The organism is Jeotgalibaca sp. A122 (genome assembly GCF_052266715.1).
Lineage (GTDB): Bacteria > Bacillota > Bacilli > Lactobacillales > Aerococcaceae > Jeotgalibaca.
On sequence record NZ_JBQPRB010000001.1, the window covers coordinates 387,801 to 407,483 of the forward strand.

The 19,683-nt window shown below is 42.5% G+C and carries 21 protein-coding genes; 5 read left to right on the forward strand and 16 right to left on the reverse strand.

What is annotated here, in order from left to right:
* Positions 1-15: 15 nt before the first annotated feature.
* Entirely contained in the window at positions 16-687 is a 672-nt protein-coding gene (locus ACTU7M_RS01845; RefSeq protein ID WP_443472670.1) for a YoaK family protein, read from the reverse strand.
* A 164-nt stretch (positions 688-851) separates the two neighbouring features.
* Positions 852-1,874 carry an alpha/beta hydrolase gene (locus tag ACTU7M_RS01850; protein WP_443472671.1) on the reverse strand — a complete coding sequence of 341 codons (1,023 nt, stop codon included), beginning with the start codon at positions 1,872-1,874 and terminating at the stop codon, positions 852-854.
* Positions 1,875-1,981: 107 nt separating this feature from the next.
* Here ACTU7M_RS01850 and ACTU7M_RS01855 point away from each other — a divergent pair, with 107 nt between their 5' ends.
* Positions 1,982-2,527, forward strand: a complete 546-nt coding sequence (locus ACTU7M_RS01855) for a flavodoxin domain-containing protein (protein ID WP_443472672.1) — start codon at positions 1,982-1,984, stop codon at positions 2,525-2,527.
* Between the two features lie 17 nt (positions 2,528-2,544).
* Here the strand turns inward: ACTU7M_RS01855 and ACTU7M_RS01860 are convergent, their stop codons facing one another.
* From ACTU7M_RS01860 to ACTU7M_RS01870, 3 genes are all read right to left on the reverse strand, one after another.
* Complete coding sequence (locus ACTU7M_RS01860) at positions 2,545-3,180, reverse strand: DUF998 domain-containing protein (protein ID WP_443472673.1); 636 nt, start codon at positions 3,178-3,180, stop codon at positions 2,545-2,547.
* The gene (locus tag ACTU7M_RS01865; protein WP_443472674.1) at positions 3,177-4,169 is read right to left on the reverse strand and encodes a DUF5050 domain-containing protein; all 993 of its coding nucleotides are present in this window, start codon (positions 4,167-4,169) and stop codon (positions 3,177-3,179) included. The genes ACTU7M_RS01860 and ACTU7M_RS01865 overlap by 4 nt, the downstream gene beginning before the upstream one ends.
* 133 nt (positions 4,170-4,302) lie before the next feature.
* Positions 4,303-4,869, reverse strand: a complete 567-nt coding sequence (locus ACTU7M_RS01870) for an NADPH-dependent FMN reductase (protein ID WP_443472675.1) — start codon at positions 4,867-4,869, stop codon at positions 4,303-4,305.
* Between the two features lie 252 nt (positions 4,870-5,121).
* On the opposite strand from ACTU7M_RS01870, the gene ACTU7M_RS01875 reads away from it, so the two are divergent.
* Positions 5,122-6,423, forward strand: a complete 1,302-nt coding sequence (locus ACTU7M_RS01875) for a ClC family H(+)/Cl(-) exchange transporter (protein ID WP_443472676.1) — start codon at positions 5,122-5,124, stop codon at positions 6,421-6,423.
* A 157-nt stretch (positions 6,424-6,580) separates the two neighbouring features.
* Here ACTU7M_RS01875 and arr read toward each other — a convergent pair whose 3' ends face one another.
* From arr to ACTU7M_RS01905, 6 genes are all read right to left on the reverse strand, one after another.
* Positions 6,581-7,030, reverse strand: coding sequence for an NAD(+)--rifampin ADP-ribosyltransferase (gene arr, locus ACTU7M_RS01880; protein ID WP_443472812.1), 450 nt, complete (start codon positions 7,028-7,030; stop codon positions 6,581-6,583).
* A 573-nt stretch (positions 7,031-7,603) separates the two neighbouring features.
* The gene (locus ACTU7M_RS01885) at positions 7,604-8,134 is read right to left on the reverse strand and encodes a hypothetical protein (protein ID WP_443472677.1); all 531 of its coding nucleotides are present in this window, start codon (positions 8,132-8,134) and stop codon (positions 7,604-7,606) included.
* Positions 8,118-9,116: a hypothetical protein gene (locus tag ACTU7M_RS01890; protein ID WP_443472678.1), complete on the reverse strand. Its 999-nt coding sequence runs from the start codon at positions 9,114-9,116 to the stop codon at positions 8,118-8,120. The genes ACTU7M_RS01885 and ACTU7M_RS01890 overlap by 17 nt, the downstream gene beginning before the upstream one ends.
* Before the next feature lie 33 nt (positions 9,117-9,149).
* A complete protein-coding gene (tnpA, locus tag ACTU7M_RS01895; protein ID WP_443472679.1) occupies positions 9,150-9,560 on the reverse strand; it encodes an IS200/IS605 family transposase in 411 nt (136 codons plus the stop codon).
* Between the two features lie 77 nt (positions 9,561-9,637).
* Positions 9,638-9,841, reverse strand: a complete 204-nt coding sequence (locus ACTU7M_RS01900; RefSeq protein WP_443472680.1) for a hypothetical protein — start codon at positions 9,839-9,841, stop codon at positions 9,638-9,640.
* A 352-nt stretch (positions 9,842-10,193) separates the two neighbouring features.
* Positions 10,194-10,403: a DUF1905 domain-containing protein gene (locus ACTU7M_RS01905; RefSeq protein ID WP_443472813.1), complete on the reverse strand. Its 210-nt coding sequence runs from the start codon at positions 10,401-10,403 to the stop codon at positions 10,194-10,196.
* 219 nt (positions 10,404-10,622) lie between these two features.
* Here ACTU7M_RS01905 and ACTU7M_RS01910 point away from each other — a divergent pair, with 219 nt between their 5' ends.
* Positions 10,623-12,218, forward strand: a complete 1,596-nt coding sequence (locus tag ACTU7M_RS01910; protein WP_443472681.1) for a potassium/proton antiporter — start codon at positions 10,623-10,625, stop codon at positions 12,216-12,218.
* A gap of 58 nt (positions 12,219-12,276) precedes the next feature.
* Here ACTU7M_RS01910 and ACTU7M_RS01915 read toward each other — a convergent pair whose 3' ends face one another.
* Entirely contained in the window at positions 12,277-12,864 is a 588-nt protein-coding gene (locus ACTU7M_RS01915; RefSeq protein ID WP_443472682.1) for a hypothetical protein, read from the reverse strand.
* A gap of 303 nt (positions 12,865-13,167) precedes the next feature.
* On the opposite strand from ACTU7M_RS01915, the gene ACTU7M_RS01920 reads away from it, so the two are divergent.
* Positions 13,168-14,154 carry a polyprenyl synthetase family protein gene (locus ACTU7M_RS01920; protein ID WP_443472683.1) on the forward strand — a complete coding sequence of 329 codons (987 nt, stop codon included), beginning with the start codon at positions 13,168-13,170 and terminating at the stop codon, positions 14,152-14,154.
* 13 nt (positions 14,155-14,167) lie between these two features.
* Entirely contained in the window at positions 14,168-15,076 is a 909-nt protein-coding gene (locus ACTU7M_RS01925; RefSeq protein ID WP_443472684.1) for a prenyltransferase, read from the forward strand.
* 259 nt (positions 15,077-15,335) lie between these two features.
* On the opposite strand, the gene ACTU7M_RS01930 is transcribed toward ACTU7M_RS01925, so the two are convergent.
* Genes ACTU7M_RS01930 through ACTU7M_RS01945 form a run of 4 tightly spaced genes read right to left on the reverse strand, consistent with a single transcriptional unit; the run spans position 15,336 to position 19,670 of the window.
* The gene (locus ACTU7M_RS01930) at positions 15,336-16,190 is read right to left on the reverse strand and encodes a hypothetical protein (protein WP_443472685.1); all 855 of its coding nucleotides are present in this window, start codon (positions 16,188-16,190) and stop codon (positions 15,336-15,338) included.
* 43 nt (positions 16,191-16,233) lie between these two features.
* Entirely contained in the window at positions 16,234-17,448 is a 1,215-nt protein-coding gene (locus ACTU7M_RS01935) for a restriction endonuclease subunit S (RefSeq protein ID WP_443472686.1), read from the reverse strand.
* A gap of 4 nt (positions 17,449-17,452) precedes the next feature.
* Positions 17,453-19,078, reverse strand: coding sequence for a type I restriction-modification system subunit M (locus tag ACTU7M_RS01940; protein WP_443472687.1), 1,626 nt, complete (start codon positions 19,076-19,078; stop codon positions 17,453-17,455).
* Position 19,079: 1 nt separating this feature from the next.
* Positions 19,080-19,670 carry a hypothetical protein gene (locus ACTU7M_RS01945; RefSeq protein WP_443472688.1) on the reverse strand — a complete coding sequence of 197 codons (591 nt, stop codon included), beginning with the start codon at positions 19,668-19,670 and terminating at the stop codon, positions 19,080-19,082.
* Between the last annotated feature and the right edge of the window lie 13 nt (positions 19,671-19,683).

A 19,683-nucleotide genomic window follows, 5' to 3' on the forward strand; every position in this document is an offset into this window, starting at 1 on the left:
AGAAGAGGGATTCCTTCACAGGAGTCCCTCTTCTGTTTCCATTATTTCTTTTTGTGTGTATGTGAAATATGAACCGATACAAACTGCCAGTAGTCCCGCCACCAACATCAAATTAAAATTTGTGTATCGAGCGAGGAAAGCAGCAATTATCGCCCCGATAACGAAAAATAAAAAATTGCAGGTAAAAAACTTTAATTTCCACTCTTCGACCGGCAGTCCTCTCAACTGTTTTCCCATTTCAACTCCGATATCCGTTATGGTTCCAGATAAAATCGTCGTTCTGACAATCAAGCCTTTGTAATACACATGCATCCCATTCTGGAGCCCCAAGGCAAAGGAAAGATACATAAGGAAGTAAAGCGTATCCGAGCCCAACCAGCCGAACAAAAGATATCCAAGACCAATTAACATAATGACATTGCCATAGTTTCGATGAGATTTCAATTCATTGGAGGGGTAGAAAAAACCACTCACAATCGTACCCACCAGAAAACAAGCTGTTGCCATTATAATAGAAAGAAGGTTTTGCATATCACCTTCAACCAACGCAAGCGCAAACTTGGTGGAATTCCCAGTATGCGCTGATACAACCCGTCCCAACTCAAGAATGGCAGTAGCATTCACATATCCGGCCAAAGCTCTCAAGCAGAAAATCGAAATCGATAGTTTTTCTTCATTCTGTTCCACTTTACTTTCTCCTTACGCCCTTCGCTTAAAATGAAGATAACGGTTTTTATAGAACATTGTAACACCCTCATCCGCAATTCGACAATAAGAATTAGTCTCGGCGCTATTATTTAAATAATACAAACTCTGTCCATACAAAGTGATGCCGCTTTTTGATTCAACTATTATTTTTGCTCTACAAAATAATGATCCACCGCATGTTCAAAAGAGCGAATGAAAAAAGGTATAGCCTTTTTGCTCACATCGGCAGTGGGATTAGCAATATCAAACCCGTGGTAACAACCTTTATACATTTCGAAATCGACCGGCACTCCTGCTTCTTTCAAATTCTGGATGTACTGAACGGTCTCGTCTCGGAATGGTTCCAGATCACCCACAAACGTGACGGTAGGAGGCAAGTTACTATAATCCGTCGCTCGCGCAGCCGCTGCATAGGCTGGCACATTCCCCCCATACAAATCCCCAAGATATAATTTCCAACCCCAACGATTCGTTCGTGCGTTCCAAATAGGGGCATTGTTTTCTTTTGCCGATTCCGTTTCCGACCGATCGTCCATCATGGGATACAGCGGCATCTGAAAGGCAATGTTAACCTCGTTTTTGTCCCGCGCATAAAGAGTCAGTGCTGCCGTCAGCCCTCCTCCGGCACTTTCTCCGCCAACCATCAATTGATCGCTCCTGATACCGATTTTTTCTGCGTTTTTTTTCATCCACAAAAGGGCCGCATATGAATCGTCCAACGCGGCGGGATAAGGCGCATCAATGGATAAACGATAGTCCGGTGCCACAATCACGCAATTCCTGGCTTCGATTAAACTTCTGTAACGAGCGGTATATAATTCCGGTACGCCCAGTGCATATCCGCCACCGTGCAACCACAGTACTCCCGGTACAGCCTTTTTCAAATGGAGCGGTTTATAAATACAGATACGCAACTTCGTCCCATCTTCCCGCGTCAGCCATTCTTCGGAAGTTTGCATCCCATCAGCTTTTTTTCCCTTCAATCCCTTGGTGAGTTTTTTTACGGTGTGCATAAACTTGATGAACTTTTCTTCGCTTGATTTACTCATAACGGCATCAATCATGTATCCCCTTAACCTGAGTTGCTTATCGATCATTCTGTATGTCACTTTCATCATCATTACCCCCGATACAGTCATTTTAATGGACTTAAATTTTCTTATCAATTTCCAGCCCTCTTTATTGCTATATCCCCCTATAAACTACATGATAGTAAAGTGGTATAATATGAGAAACAAGGACCATATTTTATTCATCAAAAGGGGCTGTAAACATGACAATGATTGCGGTTTATGGAAGTCGGTATGGCACAACGAAAAGCTATGCGGAAGAATACGCTCGCCAAAAAGGTATCAAAGCCATTCCATTTCGCCTGCTCGAAGACCTCACTTGTTATGATACTGTCATTCACTTTGGTGCATTACTCGCTGGCGGCGTATATGGGTTAAAAAAGACCTTAAAAGTACTGGATGCAACTGGCTCCCAGCATCTCGTTATTGTCACTGTCGGCTTAGCCGATCCCAAAAACTCCCAAAACACAGACTATTTAAAGCAAGCCATCAAAGAACAAGTCCCCACAAACATTCTCAATAACACGGAAATATACCATCTCAGAGGTGGTATCGATTATAAAAAATTGAGTTTGGTGCACCGATTCATGATGTACCTGACCTACAAAAAAGCTAAAAAACATGCCTCTGAATCAAATAATGAAGAAACAAATGAAATGATAGCAACCTATAACAAAAAAGTTAATTTTGTTGATTTTAATACGCTCGATCAAATTGATATAAAAGACAAGACTCCTGAGGACGAATGATTTCTCAGGAGTCTTTTTCAATTATTCAATCCACCAAATCCGTTAAATAAGTAGATGCCAAGGACTGCGTTAAAGGCAGTTGCCGCAAACACACTAAAGCGTTCAGGTATGCCAGAGTATGCTTCTGGGACGACGCCAGTACCGATCGCCCCCAGGAACATGAATACCAAAGCAGCGAATGCCCAAATGGCTAGCTTTTGGTACGCCCTATCTTGGAAACCGCCAATGATAATTGTAACCAATGATAGGATCGAAAAGAGAACAATCAAGGCGGTTACCACATAAATGTGAATGGCATCCTGCAGTGTTTCTGCGTGCCCGCTAGTGGATAATGGAAACATCGCATAGCCAACAGCTGAAATCCAATTCATGATTCCAAATAAATAGATACCTATCCTTAAAGTTTTGGTCAGACGATTTTCAACATAGACACAAACCAGAGTGATGGCAACAACCCCGGCGGTATTGTAGACACTCGCTAGTTGTTGCCATAACATGCGCGAAGGAGCATCTTGGGCGCTCAGATCACTGACTGCCTGCGACATCCCATCATACCCCGGATAAGCATTGGGCGAAAAAAGAACAGCTACTATATAAGAAATCAAACTAATGGGACCCAGAAGCCCGAGCCGATGAATCAATTTCCTCTTCACTTAACTTCCGTCCTTTCAGTACCATCCGTTTTTATTTTATACATGATCGCCTCACCATCGCTCTTGTAAGTAAGGTAGTAAATCCATCCATCCGCTATACCTGACGCGAATATTGCATCCTCATTCAGCTTGGTTTTCCCTGTTCCATCTGTCTTTATTTTAAATATTCCAGGCTCCGTTTTCCGCGTAAAGTAAATCCAACTACCTACTACATTCAACCCACCAATATCGTTATCGTCCACAATCTGAGTTTGTTCGGTGCCGTCCGTTTTTATTTTGTACATCACGGTCTCATCAACACTGTAAGCAACATAATAAATCCAATCATCTACAACAACGATGGAAATGTGGTTCCCCTCACTTACCTTCGTTCTTTCTGTCCCATCCGTTTTTATCTTATAGATATCGCCGGGATTTGCCATTTCGCCTTCTTCAATTTGTGTACTGCCGTAATAAATCCAATCTCCCACCACATAGATGGAGTAGACTGAACCCTCACCGTCCAGTTTGATTTTTTCGGTACCATCCGTTTTTATTTTATATAATTTGAAACCATCCTCTTCTTCAATAGCACTATAAATCCAGTCACCGACGACAACCGAACCAAAAAACACGCCATACTCCATCCTGGTTCTCTCTGTCCCATCCGTCTTGATTTTATAGGAGCTTGGCGGCTCTGACTCTGCGACTTCCGGGAAATTAAAATAGTAAATCCAGTCACCCACAACATTCATGTTATAGGGAGAATCATCATTCAGCTTCATTTTTTCACTGCCATCGGTTTTCATTTTGTACAAACCATAGTTTGCCAAATGCGTATAATAAATCCAGTCACCTTGTTGCGCGACAACGCCGCCATTATTCAAATTACCTGATGTGTTTCCATAAGTATTCAAGGGTGGCGGGTTTTTTGGGTTATCAGCAGTGCATCCAATAGTAAAGGTCAAAGAAAAGAAGCATATAAATATTACGCTCATAATCTTTTTCACTTTTTCCCCTCCTCTTTCCCTAGAAAATTTAAAGCGTACTTCTCGCTTGCAAGCACAACGACCAAAAAGAAATCTCGGTGGCAAGAATCCTATCGAATAAGGTTCTTGCCCACCGAGAGGACAGTCTAATATTTTATTTGTTTTCACGGAGTGGTTTCAAGGCTGTGGACCAGGCAACCACTTGGTCAAGCATCGCGTGGGCAGTATCCGCGTGGATATCAGCCGGTGCGAAGACACTCATATTTTCGAAGTCGGTAAATAGGGACATAGCCGGGTGCGTGCGCACATCTGCGACTTGCAATTCCGCCAAAATAACGCGTAAAGCTTCCGCAGCACGGACTCCACCGGTCGAACCGTAGCTGACGATGCCGGCAGCCTTGTTGTTCCATTCCGGGTAGAGATAATCGATGGCGTTTTTCAAAGCTGACGTTACGCCGTGGTTGTATTCAGGAGTAATAAAGACGTAGCCATCCATCTCCGCAATCTTTTCGGACCAAGGAATGGCTTCGGGTGTCACATAATCTTGACTGTAGGCTGCGGAAATAGGTTCTGCATACATTGGTAAATTAAATGTCTTGATGTCAATCACCTCATACTCGGCGTCCCCTCTGGGATCAGCTAATCTTTTCAAAGCTTCAGCCACTTGCAGACTGTTCCGGTTGGGACGTGTGCTACCTGTAATAATACCAATTTTTAACATGAATTTTCCTCCTATACCCTCTTTTTTTTATGGCGTCATTATGATCAGTCCATATTATTAGTTTACATCATTTGGTAGCGCTTTACAAAAAGCGGCTCCTGAAGTGCTTATAGCCTACGTAAAATTAAATAGAACATAAACGCTGCACAACTTCGAGGTACATTGCTATAGTTGTGCACTAAGGGAATAGCAACCCACCCTTTTAATCCTTTTGAATCAGGCGTACAATGGTTAATTGGAGGTTGGTTGTATATGAAAGAAAAAAGACTGGATTTTAAAGTAGGTTTACTAAGTATTTTGTCGGGTTTACTGGTTGGCGTGGTCGTGAGCGCCTTCCGTTTGATGATTCCGATATTGACGGGACTCGTTAATGAGCTCATTTTGTTCGGCCAAGAAAGTTGGCTTCATACGCTATTATTTATTTTAATCTTCTCGATGATCGGCCTTGTTGTATCATGGAACGTTAAAAAAGAGCCGATGATAGGTGGATCAGGTATCCCCCAAGTAGCGGGGAAATTGAGTGGCAAGCTGGATTTTGCTTGGAATTCCATTTTGGTTCATAAATTAATGGGTGGGATTTTGACCATCGGATCTGGACTAACGGTCGGCCGGGAAGGCCCCTCTGTCCAGATTGGTGCCGCCATCGGGCAAGGTGTTGCTGAAAAGAATAACTTGAGTGTGCCCAATCAAAAATACCTGATTGTAGGTGCAGCCGGAGCGGGGATGGCCGCAGCTTTTAATTCACCTGTTTCCGGGATTATATTCGCATTGGAGGAACTGTTGAAAAAGACTTCCCGCAGAGGGTTTTTGTCCAGTTCCTTGACCATCATTACCGCAACGCTCGTTTCTGTGGCATTATTGGGCAGCAAGTTTACCCTGTCCATCCCTATTTCCCTTGAGCTACCGGGAAAAGATTATCCTTACTTGGTTCTCTTGGGCGTCATCATAGGTTTATCCGGAGTTTTCTTCAACAAAGTGATTCTCACCGGTAAGCACCTTTATGCCAAATGGTCTGTTTCGACCACCATTAAATGTATCTTTCCCTTTTTCGTGACGGCGCTCTTTTTATTGTGGGATCCCCGTCTGCTGGGTTCTGGGGAACATTTCATTTTGATGCCTTTCGAGGGAAATGCGACTTTCGCAACCTTGGTAATCTTTTATTTCGTAAAATTATTCTTGTTGGTTGTGGCCTTTGCATCGGGATTACCAGGCGGTATTTTCTTCCCCTTGCTTGCACTTGGTTCCCTTGCCGGAAACATTGTCGGTACAGGGTTATTGATGGGTGGGATGATTGATCAAAACACCCTCCTCGTCTTTACCGTCGTCGCCATGGCCGCCCATTTCGCTGCCATTGTGCGCGCTCCCCTCACCGGGATTTTTTTGATATTGGAGATGACAGGCGGTTCGATCAATTACCTTCTACCTGTTGCATTGGTCACCTTCATCGCCTACTTCATAGCCGAGCTTTGCCAATCCGATCCGATTTATGAATCGCTGTTGGAATTGATGTTAGCGGGTAAGACAAACGAAAGAGAGTGGGAAAAAGGCGTTTAGCCCCGGATCACTGGAGCGAATAATGCTCAGATGGTCTGCGACCATCTGAGCATTATTCGTGAAGTGACGCCGGGGCTGCCTTTTGAGCACGTTTACGAAGCAAATATTCGGTTAAATAGAGGGGGCTGGGAGTTATTTCTCAGCCCCTTTCCTACGTTTAATTGATAATCTCACCTTTGTTTTGGGCCAGTTTTTCTTCCCATTCCTGCCGCTCTGCTGGGGTCAGTTTGGCCCAGTTGGTTACTTCTCCCAAAACCCGCAGTGGTTCCACCGAACGATACGAGCGCGTTAAGTTACCCGGGAATTTCTTGTCCGTTACATTTGGATCATTTTCGAATTCACCGGTCGGTTCTACCAGATAAACACGGTCTTCCCCTTCACCCTTGGCCAACGCTGCCGCAAGGCCCGCACCATTGATGTTGGCAGTGAAATAAATATGGTTCATTTTAAAATCCGACGCGTAATTGGAATTTTTACCCGCTATCAGCAAATCACCCCGCTGTAAATTAGCCTTGGTTCCATGGTAAAAAGGCCCCACATCAGTGGGCTTACCTTGAAAGGTATGCGCCAATTCAGTATTTTTCCGCGCATTTTCAGGGTCATTCATCGCTCTATAACAGTCGGCAATCGCAAAATATAATGTCGGATATGCACTCTTGACGTTATCGTCATTTATTTTTCGCGCAAAGGCCAGGGACTTTTCTAGCCATTCTAGCTTATCAGCGGTATTTTTCTGCCTTATCCCGAAATGATAGGCAGTAATAAACTTTTCAAAGTCATTCGTTGCTTGGTCCCAGGCTCCGTATAAAGTCGCCATTGCAGCAGCGCGGTTGCCATCTTCTTCCAGGGCCATCCCTCGCATGCAGAGCTGGATAATCGGGTTACTCGGATTAAATTTCATAGTCATGTTGCCTCCCCCTATATGATGGGTATGTGAGCGTTACTCGATTGATAATCTTATCGCTGACTGCTCCCCATGGATAAATCCAGGGGGTTCCCAGGGCGGTTGGGACGTCACGGACCGTACTGGCGGCGTTCCCATGAATCACTTCGTGGAGGTAACGCCGTTTTTCTAACTCCGTTCTATTCCCAAAAGCCCGGTGACTTTCTCAACAAGGTATCCGTTGACACCATTGGCGTTGAAGGCTCGCAGCTGAACCATTTGTGGTTGGTTTATTGTTTATGCAAATTGAAAGTCCCGCAGCCCGAAGTTGCTGGACTGGGGTTGTGTCGCTCGGCAGAGTGTCTGGATACAGGTATCATGGTGCGTCAGGAAGGCCGCGAAGGTAGCGGTGCAGCTGGTTCGGTCGGTTTCTTTCAGGGATGGTTGGCTGTTCTGCAGCAGAAACGCACTGTACAGGTCGCGCTGGACCCGTTGGTCGCCCACGAGGGTGGTGCGTTCATCGCGTGTCTTCTTGATATACGTATCGTCCACATGGTTGTACTGGCTGGCACGGAATTGGAATGTGTCCACCTTGTGCAGGGCGCCCCCCTCCTGGGGAGCCTTCTGCTTGAGGATGGCGACCAGCATGCCGGGGGCATGGTAGCCAATGGACTTGCCGTAGCGGCCCTTGCGGTTGAAACGCCCGTCCTTGTTGAGGGTGGTTTCCTGGGCCCGCTTCATCAGCGCCCTGAAGTCCATGTCCTCCACGTAGAGCTGGTTGCCCATCTGGAGGATGGTGTTGGCGGTCTTGTTATGGGCTGTTTTCAATGCCACCGCCCGACGGCGGTAGCGGTCCTTCAAGCGGAACAGCGTTCAGGTAATGGTTGCTCCGCACCCAGGTCAATGTGCCGCCCCGCTTGACGGTGCCGTCCGGGTTGAAGTTGGCGGGGTTTGTTGCCCGCCGGCTCCGGTCGAGTTGGCGCTTCAACCGGCGAATCGCACGATCATAGGTTTTCCCTTCCGGGAACAGCTCTTTCAGGAGGACGCCGTCCGCGCCTGCCACCGCGACGGTGGAGGTGCCGATGTCCATGCCCACTGCTTGTGGCGGGCTCGGATTCCGACGGGGATGGCCCGTATTGTTGACGCGTTTCACGGGCGGGATGCCTTCCAGCACCAGTTGCAGGAAGTAGCGGTTACCGCCCGTGAATGCCTTGCGCACGATGCGGCAATACTTCACCCGATGCTGGGCCAGTGATTCCTGGACGAACAGGTCGTTGACGCGGATTTTGACGGGCAGGACCAGCCCGTTCCACTCGACACGGTCACCCTTGAAGCGGATGCCTGAGCCGTTGCTTTTGCCTTCCATGGACTCTAATTGACCGAACTTCTTGAAGCGAACCTGCTTGCCTTTTCCGTACAGGAGGGCGGACACGCTCTGCCAGACTGTAGTGGCGATTTTCTGGGCGGTGAAGCTATCGATGTGCTTGCCGTACGCAAGGCGCATCCGCCCAATATAGGCGTGCAGGGCGTACTCCGTCAGGCCGAAGGTCTTCTGGATGGCGTGCAGCTCCTTGTTGCACGCCGTCTCGCGCATTTTGTCCTTCGCTTGAATGGCCATACGGCGTTCGACCAGTGTTTTCCGGTAGCGGCGGTTCTTGTACAGCTCGTCCAGCTGCGTCCGCGCATGGAACAAGGTCTTGTTGTACAGACGTTCTGCGATGCCAAAGCGCTTATCCAGGACTGCCGATTCGTTTTGGTGCGTGACAAGCCGTAGCTCTACCACGAACGAAGGTGTTTTGCTTTTGGCCATGCGTGCCCCTCCTTCCTTGATGACGAAACATCTTTACTGGCGTTGTGAGGTCTTTTGGCTTTGGATGTACTGCTTAATCCTTTCAAGCGGTGCGCCACCCACGGTGGAAACGAAGTAGCTGTTCGTCCAAAGTGTGGGGAGCTTCGTTGTCAGTTCCTTGAATTCCTGCCTCAGCACACGGGAAGAAACTCCCTTGATGCGTTTCACTGCTTTGTGGACCCCGAATTGTGGGTCCACATCCAAAAGAAGATGAACGTGGTCCGGCATGATTTCCATTTCCTGGATTTCGACGGATAGGGCGGCACACGTTTCCACAATGAGCTCCTTTAAGCGTGCCGCTATTGGTCCAACCAGGACCTTTCGCCGATATTTGGGACACCAGACGATATGGTAGGTACAGGAATAAGTGATGTTATTGTTTGATTTGTATTTTCTATTCTCCATACACAAATTATACTATACACCTCTACTTAATACGAATAAGTGCACGTCTTATATCCCCATAGCTGAAGCAAGGGGCTTTACGACGCTATTTTGGTAATCGTCAGAAGTTCATGTTGTAACTCCGCCACTTTCCCATCTTCCAGCGTGACCGCAATCTGCCCAATAAAAGAGCCTTGCGAACCCGATTGAATAATCGTCGTATCCCCAACCCTAACAGGTTCTTTGAGGCGATTGTGGGTGTGCCCACTCAAACAAATATCTATCCCCTTCACTTGCTGCATCATTTTGACATCTTGGGGAAAGCCGGAGATGGGAGAGGACAATTATTAAATCTACGCCTTTTTCCTGGAGCTCTTTAACATAATGCGGAAGTTCTTCGTTTCCCAAAGTGAAATACAAACCTTCACTAAAATGGGCGGGCATGGTTTTGTCAATGATGGTAGCCGCAATTCCGATGACGCCAAGCCTTATACCGTGCTTTTCAACAATGGTATAGGGTTCAAAATAAACAAGACCCTACAAAAGGTCTCTTTAAGCGATTCCTTTTGTAGGGTCTTGTATATGAACCACCCAAGTAGGTGTTCGATGGGACCAATTACCGGATATCCCGTCGCAAATAAAAACAAACCTTATTTAATATATTTCAAGCCAGAGGTTGACCAAAATCCTGTCCCCTGGTTTTTTGTTCAGACTTTTCCTAATTTCTTTATTGATTGAAATCAAATAATCTTCATCTGTTCTTGGAGCCAAATTGTGTTTGTCTAATTTATAATCATCCAACGTACCGCTCACTTTCATACTTCCCCATTGCCCTTTTAAATCTTTCGTACCAGGAATTTGAATATGGTAAGTCTACGCCCCAAAATTTTCTCTATATTTTAGTTCAAGTTCTTCATTGGCAACTAAATGAATCATTTTCCCACTCCTCTAAACACCAAAAATGTCATCATACCTGTTAATCCTACTATATCTTTTCAAAAAATGCTTCATATGATTCCTTAATAATCCAACATCTTTTCGTATGATATAATATAAGATACAAATAATCTGATTGAAAGAGGGATGACAATTTATATACTCATAATTTCACTTGTACTTATTTTAGCCTTGGTAGCTATGCGGCTTGCTAATGATTTAAAGATACCGCAATTACTACTTTTCATGCTTTTAGGCGTTTCCTTTAATTTCTTTGGTGCAGACTTTACAAATTATGCCTTTTCCAATCAAGTCGCTTCCTTAGCCTTGATGTTCATTATTTTTTATGGTGGTTTTGGTACGAAATGGAAAATGTCTAAGCCTGTCGCTAAGGAAGCCATCATTTTAAGTTTCCTTGGGACCATCTCCACCGCCTTGATCACTGGTTTCTTTGTATACTTTGTATTTGATTTTTCGCTGTTAGAAGCGTTGTTACTTGGTTCCATTGTTGGTTCTACTGATTATGCGAGCGTCTCGGATGTTTTAGTATCCCGCCATTTGAAATTAAAGTACAACACGGACTCCTTGTTGGAGCTCGAGTCTGGCTCTAACGACCCCACTGCCTACACCATGGTTGTTCTTTTTGTAACGTTGTTACAAGGCCAACGTGTAAATGTTTCAATCCTCATCCTTTTACAAGTTGGGTTGGGACTGGCCCTTGGTTTCGTGTTGGGTTGGCTATTTATCCGTTTGTTAGATTATCTGAAATCAAATGAAGGAATGGAGGTTATTCTTTTAGCCGCCGCAGCTTTATTCACTTATGAATTCACTAACCAGATGGGCGGTAATGGCTATCTAGCTGTTTATATTTTTGGGATTTATATCGGAAACAAGGAGTTTATAGGGAAACGTGAGGTCGTTTTCTTCTTTGATAGTTTTACAAATTTGGCACAAATCGGCCTGTTTTTCTTGCTTGGTTTGTTATCAGATCCTGGTTCAATCTTTGCGATGATGCCCACCGCGTTTGTCATTATGTTATTCATGACCATTATCGCGCGCCCCGCTTCTGTTTATGGTCTCATGCTCCCGTTCAAAATGAAAAAAAATCAGCTGGCCGTGATAGCTTTTGCCGGTTTAAGGGGTGCTGCTGCCATCGCCTTTGCCATTAGTGTGGTGAATTCCGATACTCCAAATATGAACGATCTCTATCATATTGTTTTTGACATTTGCTTATTGTCATCACTCATTCAAGGGGGGTTACTGCCGGTTCTTTCCAAGAAAAGTGATATGGTTGACCCGGAAGATGCTTCCTTACGTAATTTCAACTCTTTACAGGATAAGAGTGATATGGGCTTCTTAGCAACTAAAATAAAGGCTGACAGCGATTTAGCGGACGCTTATATACGGGATATTAACCTGGCTTTTGATTTTATTATCGCAAAAATTCTTCGTCAAGGTGAGACCATCGTTCCAAAGGGTAATGTCCAACTCAAAGTAGGCGATATTGTCGTAATGGCCGGACGCTCGTATTTTGACGTAGTCGGAACGGATCTTTTAGAATTCCGCATCAATGACTACAATAGTTGGGTAAACAAAGAAATTAAAAATATCCATTTAGATCATGAATTCCTCATTGTTCTGGTTTTAAGAGATGATAACGACTTAATTGTCCCTAATGGCGATACCAAAATCCGCGAAGGGGATACGGTTCTCGTGCTGGATGCAAAAGGTATTGAAGGATAAAAAAAACACGTTAAGCAATTTGCTTAGCGTGTTTTTTTGCGGATTTCAAGCGGAAAAATTAATCCTCATCCAGATTGCCCACCACATGCAGACGTCCTTGTTCCTCCTTCGTAAATCTTTGAATGGTTGAACTATCCTTATCTCCTGTATTCAAGTTAATCAGAAATTGATTCTCCTTGGTCTTCACAATATCAATACCTGCCACTATAAAAAATATATTGGGATGGATATTGAAAGTATTCATCATCATCATGAAAATAATCAGATTAATCGCTATGTAAGCAAGGATGGAGGGGATTATTTCCCCTTGAATTAAAAATACCGACGTTATATTCGAAATCAAAAACGAAACGGGGTCCCCATTGACAGCCGCAATATTCTCATTTGAAAAAGTTCGCGTGTCGTAAAGATTTTGAGAGTAGTAATGTCCTGCTCTATAGTCCTTCTTAATACTAGACAAGAGCCCTATTGCCATCAAGCTAACAATAGCCAGCATCGCAAAGACGGTGACGACAACCAAATCATGCCCATAATCTTTGTTCGAAAAATCCTGATACAAGACTTTCAGCGTAAACAACATAATGGCTGGTGTCATGGAGGTAATGTAATAAGTGATTTTGAAAATGAAAGGAGTATACCTGAACATGGAAACACCTTCTTTCAACGTTTTGTTATCTTTACTACCAGTATAACAAACACAAAAAAAGAACTTCAAGTAACGGCCTTTATAATAAATTCTGTTATTTCAATATCAATTATGACATAGTAGTCTGGAAATAATCCTAGCTCATTTGCACGCTCTTCTCATACTAACTTCAAAAAGTTTGCGGAATGTTTTTATTCACGACTTTAAGATTTCTCAAGTATACTGATTACACAGAGATAGCAATTATACGTAAAGAATAAAATAGCAGAACCAGCGTGTCAACGGTTCATAAAGGAGAACGGTATGGTTAAAACTCACCCCATGTGGAATAACTTCCCTAATATCCAAGCCCTTTTACTGGAATGTCTTGACCTTATTATCGAAAAAACAGCCATTGAAAATAAGGAAATTGAAAAAACTGTCACTGATCTGGTAAAGAACAAAGGAAAACTGCTTCGACCTGCCTATTTTTTCCTTTTCTCACGATTAGGCAACGCCACTCAGGATGCACATAAAAATATCATCGCCGCCGCTGCGTCTACTGAGGTGCTTCATCTCGCTACTCTTATCCATGATGACATCATAGATGAGTCAAAAATGCGCCGCGGGATTGAAACGGTCCAGTCCAAATACGGTAAAGATGTTGCTGTTTATACAGGCGATTTATTGCTCTCGGTGTATTTTGATTTATTGGCGGACGCGACGGATTCCGTCGAAATCATCAAGTTGAATACGCTATCGATGAAGCGTGTATTGTTGGGCGAACTGAATCAGATGACAAATGCCTATAATACCGATATCACCTATGAAGACTATTTGAAAAGCATTAAAGGGAAAACAGCCCAACTGTTCGAATTAAGTTGTTACCAGGGTGCATACTTTGGACAATGTGACTCCGAAATTATTGAGAAAAGTCGGTCGATCGGCCAAAACATCGGTATCGCTTTCCAGATGTTGGATGATATCATGGATTACACCCATACACCTGAAAGCCTGGCCAAGCCCATTTTAAACGATGTCAAACAAGGGGTTTATACTCTTCCGCTCATTTTAGGCATGGAGACAAGCGATGCCTTTCTTCCTCTTTTAAAAAAAGGGGAACACTTATCCGACAGTGACTTGGCTACTTTAGTCTCTTTACTGCACGAACATGACTGCATCGCACGCGCACACGAGATTGCAAAGACATATAGTGATAAAGCTTTAGCATCTATTGAGATGCTTCCAAGTCATCCTGAAAAAGACGTATTGTATTCATTAACTAAAACACTTCTCACAAGTAATTTTTAAAAAGGAGATCATTATGACACTCAAACAATATATCTTGCTTGCTCAAATGGAATCCACCACTACCAGTTTTTTTCCTGCCTTTATTGGTGTCTTGTACGCTTGGTACAATTATGACTCTTTTCGTTTGGGCTTTTCACTCTTAGGCTTACTTACGGCCGTTCTCTTTCACATTGCTGTTAATATCCGCGATAATTACTTGGATTATTACATCGCAGATAATAAAAATGCAGACCATGCCCAAAAAATGGTGGTGGGCAAGGAAAATATCCCGCTTAAAAATGTCCGTTCAGCCTATTGGATTTCTGGTATTGTCGCTTTGATCATTGGTTTATTTTTAGTTCTTCAAACATCCCTCATCTTGTTCTATATCGGCTTTGGAGGTATGTTGATCGGAGTACTTTATACCATGGGCCCTCTTCCCATCAATAGTACGCCATTCGGTGAATTCTTCGTTGGGTTGTCAATGGGTGTTGGTATCTTTACATCCATGGTTTATATCAACGCGTTTGACGTCATTCAATTTGATTGGATAACCGTCGGTCAGATCATCGTAGCGTCCATCCCAACTTCGATTACGGTCATGTCCATCTCATTAGCTAATAACATTTGTGATCTGGAAGAAGATATTGAAGATGGTCGGTTTACGCTTCCTTATCATATCGGCATAGATAAAGCACTCGTTGTCTTCAAATATTTTTATTACGCCGCTTACATCGCGATTATCCTGTCGATCGTATTTGGGACCTTCCCAAGGTTTGTGGCATTGTCCCTGTTAACTTTCCCTTATGTCTTAAAAAATATTGGTATCTTCATGAACAAGCAAGACAAAAAGACAACCTTTATGACGACGAGCATCAACTCAGCTGTCATTCCGGTGCCGATCATCATTACCTTTTTCATAGGCGCTTGGTTGGACATATGATTATCTCTTTGACAACGTTTTTGAATAATTAAGTGAGGAATGAAAAAATCAGTGATGTTCTGAAAGATGCTCTCCTTCAGTCCTCATCACTGATTATTTTTTTGTTTAAAAAGCCTAGTTAACAGATTTAGTCAGTCTTATCATTATTTATGATACACATGTGCGTATCATAAATAATGATATTTTTTTAATTACATTCTGCGTTCCTTCTGATTCAGGAGTGTATATACAATTTTAGAATGTCATTATTTTAAGACAATTATTTTGGTGTGATTTCAATGTCGGATGTCTCCAATGTTCGCTCATTTGCCCTATACTCTATTAGACGGTCAAGCTCTGATATGTTACCACTTACAGTTATTAACGGATCCCCCTCCTTAACAGGGAAAAATTCCATTTTAATTTTTTGGCGATATCTAAAATTCATAACGTCAAAATACTGTATTGTAAATGTTAATGTAAATTCATTTAACATATTACGCATAATAAATAAAGCACTTGATAATCGAATAGCTATAACTAACGAGTTATTTGTTAAAACTGATCTTGTTATTGGAACAGCATTAAATTCAACAAAAGTACCTTCTAAACTATGATTGTTATTAGATTTAATTTCTGCAGTAATAATTATGGGGTTCAATACAGCTCCGTTACCTATATTAGTTAAAATAATATAGCCAATATCCTCTACATAGGTGCCTCCTTCCTCTGGTAAGGACCATTTTATTAAAATTTCACCTCTGCTTGTCAAACTAGAATCATAATCTTTCTTGAAACTTTCAATAATGAATGGCGCTTTGGATAGTCTTCTATCTTCTCTCAGTCTATCTTCTGCAATTTCTCTATCCTTGCTTGTTTCTTTTTTTGTATATTCAATGGTAATTATAATCCCAGCAACTGACGCAATAGAACCTAATATAGCCCCTACATAACTTCCTAAGAAAGACACCCATTCACTATTACTAATATTACTAGGCACATCATTTCCCACTATAAGCTTATCCATAATAAAAGGAAAGCCCACAATAATAAGGATACTAATAAACGACCAGCCCAACCAAATTTTGTACCTTTCCAATATTTTTCCTATCCTACACTTTAAATTATCTTTCATTTCAAATGCACCATATTCTTTCCAATTTAACCGATTCAGTAATTTATACAAACATCTGTTGTATAAATCCTTTTTTCAGTTCTTTTAATTTCAAAATTTTTATCTCAATCGTGATAATCTTTTCTTCCAGCTTATACAAGAAATTAGAGATTTTTTGTTGTTCCTTTTTACATGGCAGTAACACAGCATACTCCTCAAGATCCCCTTTTGAGATATTTGCTTGGGCAGCACCTTGTCCAGATTGAATCATCTTTGCTTCGAAAAGACCATTTTTTAAATACTGATAAATAAATTCATGATTCACTTTCTCACTTTCCAATTTCAAAAGACCTACCCTTTGGTTCAATACACAGTTCTCATCATTAACCATAGAAACCCTACCAACATTACCAGTTAAGGAAATTAATATGTCTCCTTTTTCAAGTAGTTGATGACTTTGTATATTTGGAGGTAACGTATTCATCTTGTTTGTTTCTGAAGTATTAGCATAACGTTGTCCGGTTACATTTGAAATGGTTAATACTTTATATTTTCCGTCTGGATTATATTCATTACTTTTAAACGCATATCCATTAAGCACTGAAGCTACCATCCCTAGACTAACTATATCCCACTCCGAATAATCATTCCCATCTTCATCTTTGAATCGGAGCTCTTGGCTGAAGATTTTTTGCTGCATGACATTCTTTAGTTCTTTGTAGTTAACCAGTTGTCGCTGATGAAGAGCGATAGTGTTGTCTAATTGTTTGAAGAAGATGCCGATTTTCTCTTGTTCCACTACAGATGGTGCAGAATAACTATACTGATTTAACTCATCTCGGTTGATTTTAGGCATACCTGTTCTCATAGATACAGAGACAGAATATTTGTAAAAAGAGGAGCCTTGAATAATGGTGAATAAAAATGTTTGGGATACACCATTCTTTGTATTTAAAACGTAAGAATCTGCACTAGCTAATCCTTCAAAATCAACCATAGCGTACTTCCCAAGCTGAGGATTAATTTTTCCATAAATAACGTCTCCAGGATAAAAATGGAACTTCCCACTAATCAAATTATCTTCTTTGACACTCTTAACATTACCTAGAATTCTCCCCGTAAATGATTCTATATTACCAGGGCCTATATGCGGTAGACTATCATATTCCCCCGTTTTTGGATTAACCATTTCTGTAGAAATATCAACAGTCTCAGACCACTTACGCTGTTCCCAAGCGTCAGTAAAACCGTTAAAGCGAATGGAAGGATTTTTTTTCATTTTGTTACTCATTTCCATCACCAACATTCATCAATTTCGCGAGCGCATTCTGTAATTCTCGTTCTGCTTCTTCATTCGTACCATGCAATTCTCCGAACAGCGCAAATAATTCTTTCTCTGCTTGAATGATTTCTTTTTGTGTCTGTTGGATTGCGGTTGCAACTTCCTCAAGTGAGATTGGTTCTTCTTCTTCGAATGTGTCCACGTAACGTGGGATGTTCAGGTTGTAGTCGTTCTCCTTGATTTCATCTAGAGTCGCTACATAGCTGTATTTGTCGATTGCTTCCCTGTTTTTGTAGGTAGCTACGATCTTTTCCACGTTTCCGTCGGTCAGGTTATTTTGATTCTTGGCCTTCTCAAATTCGTTGGAAGCATCGATGAAGAGAACGGTATTGTCGTCTTGGCGGCATTTCTTGAACACCAAAATACAAGTTGGGATGCTAGTTCCGTAAAACACATTAGCCGGTAATCCGATGATTGCGTCTAAGTAATTCTTTTCTTCAATGAGATATTGTCGGATAATCCCTTCTGCAGCGCCACGGAATAGGACACCATGCGGTAAAACTACTGCCATTGTACCGTTGTCATCTAGGTGATAGATCATATGCTGAACAAAAGCAAAGTCCGCTTTCGATTTCGGTGCTAGTTTGCCATAGTTACTGAAACGCTCATCATCCAAAAACTTCGCATCTGCACTCCATTTTGCACTGTATGGTGGGTTGGCCACAACAGCTTCAAAACGCATGCCATCAAATTGCGGATTTTCCAATGTATCCCCGATTTCAATATCAAAATCATGGAAAGATACCTCATGCAGTAGCATATTCATACGCGCCAAGTTGTAAGTAGTACTGTTTAGTTCTTGTCCATAATAGTGGCGAACATTTGCTTCCTTACCGATTCGAAGCAGCAATGAACCAGATCCACAAGTCGGGTCATAGACATTTTTAAGGTCAGTTTTGTCTCCTGTCACAATTTTTGCCAGAATCTTGGAAACTTGTTGAGGTGTATAAAACTCTCCCGCTTTTTTACCAGCATTCGCTGCAAATTGTCCGATTAAGTATTCGTAGGCGTCACCCAGCACATCGATTTCCGCATCATCATGCATAAAATCTAATGAGTTCAAATTAATCATAACCTTGGATATCAGGCTGGAACGGGCTTTGACAGAATTACCCAAACGCGATGAAGAGAGATCCATATCATCGAACAAGTGAGTGAAATCTTCTTGGCTATCGTGTCCCAATGTAGATTCTTCTATCTTGTTGATGGCTTTCTCAAGTACTTCCACATCGAAATTACCTTGTTCGCCTTTCTCAATTTCCTTAATTAGCGCGGAATACAGGTCATGCGGTTCGATTACGTACCCGATTTGCGCTATTAGTTCTTCCTTCAGTCCCTCTTGGTACTCTGGATCCTTCCATGCCTCTTCATAACTGATGAGGTCCTCTTCCAAAAGTTTGGCAACACGTTGCTCTGTTTTTTCGGAAAGGTAACGGTAGAAAATCAAACCTAAAATATAATTGCGAAACTCGCTGGCATCCATTGTCCCACGTAAATCGTTGGCGATTGCCCAAAGTTTTTTATGTAATTCTGCTTGTTGCACTTTTTGTTTTACTGATGTACTCATTTTAGTTTCTCCCTTGTAGGTATGTATTTAGTAATGCGTGTACGGCTAATTTTTCTAACTTGATTTTTTTCAGCTGCAATAGTTCTCTTTTTTGCTGCAGACGGTAGATGGCCCCCACTCGTTGTTGCTCTGCCAAATAGGGGCATGGCAGTTCAAACTTGCGCAATTGTTGAAGGTTTAAGCGGGATACAAGACTTGCCCCTTGTTCATTCATGGCAATTTGCTTCCTGATCGTATCCGATTCATTGTAGATGTAGCAGAAGTAATCGGGATCTATTTTGTTGCCATCATAAACGATTCGAATATAATTGGATGTCAGCAAGTGTCCAGCATGCTTTTCGCTGACAACCACGGCCTTGTTTGTCATCAGACTGATCAGAAGCATCCCCGCTTCGACAAGCATCACTTCCGCTTCAGTACGGATGACTTTATCATGCTTCCCATCATCCAAATTGGGCTGAAAAGAGTCTACTGAAAAGTGCTTTCCAGAATAGACAATGTACCCAGGCGCGTTCGTGTTATCTACTTCCCTAATCCGCGTCAGTAATTGCCCTTGCTGGAGCGTTGCGATTTCATCAATTCGACATTTCACCCTTTTCCCTCCT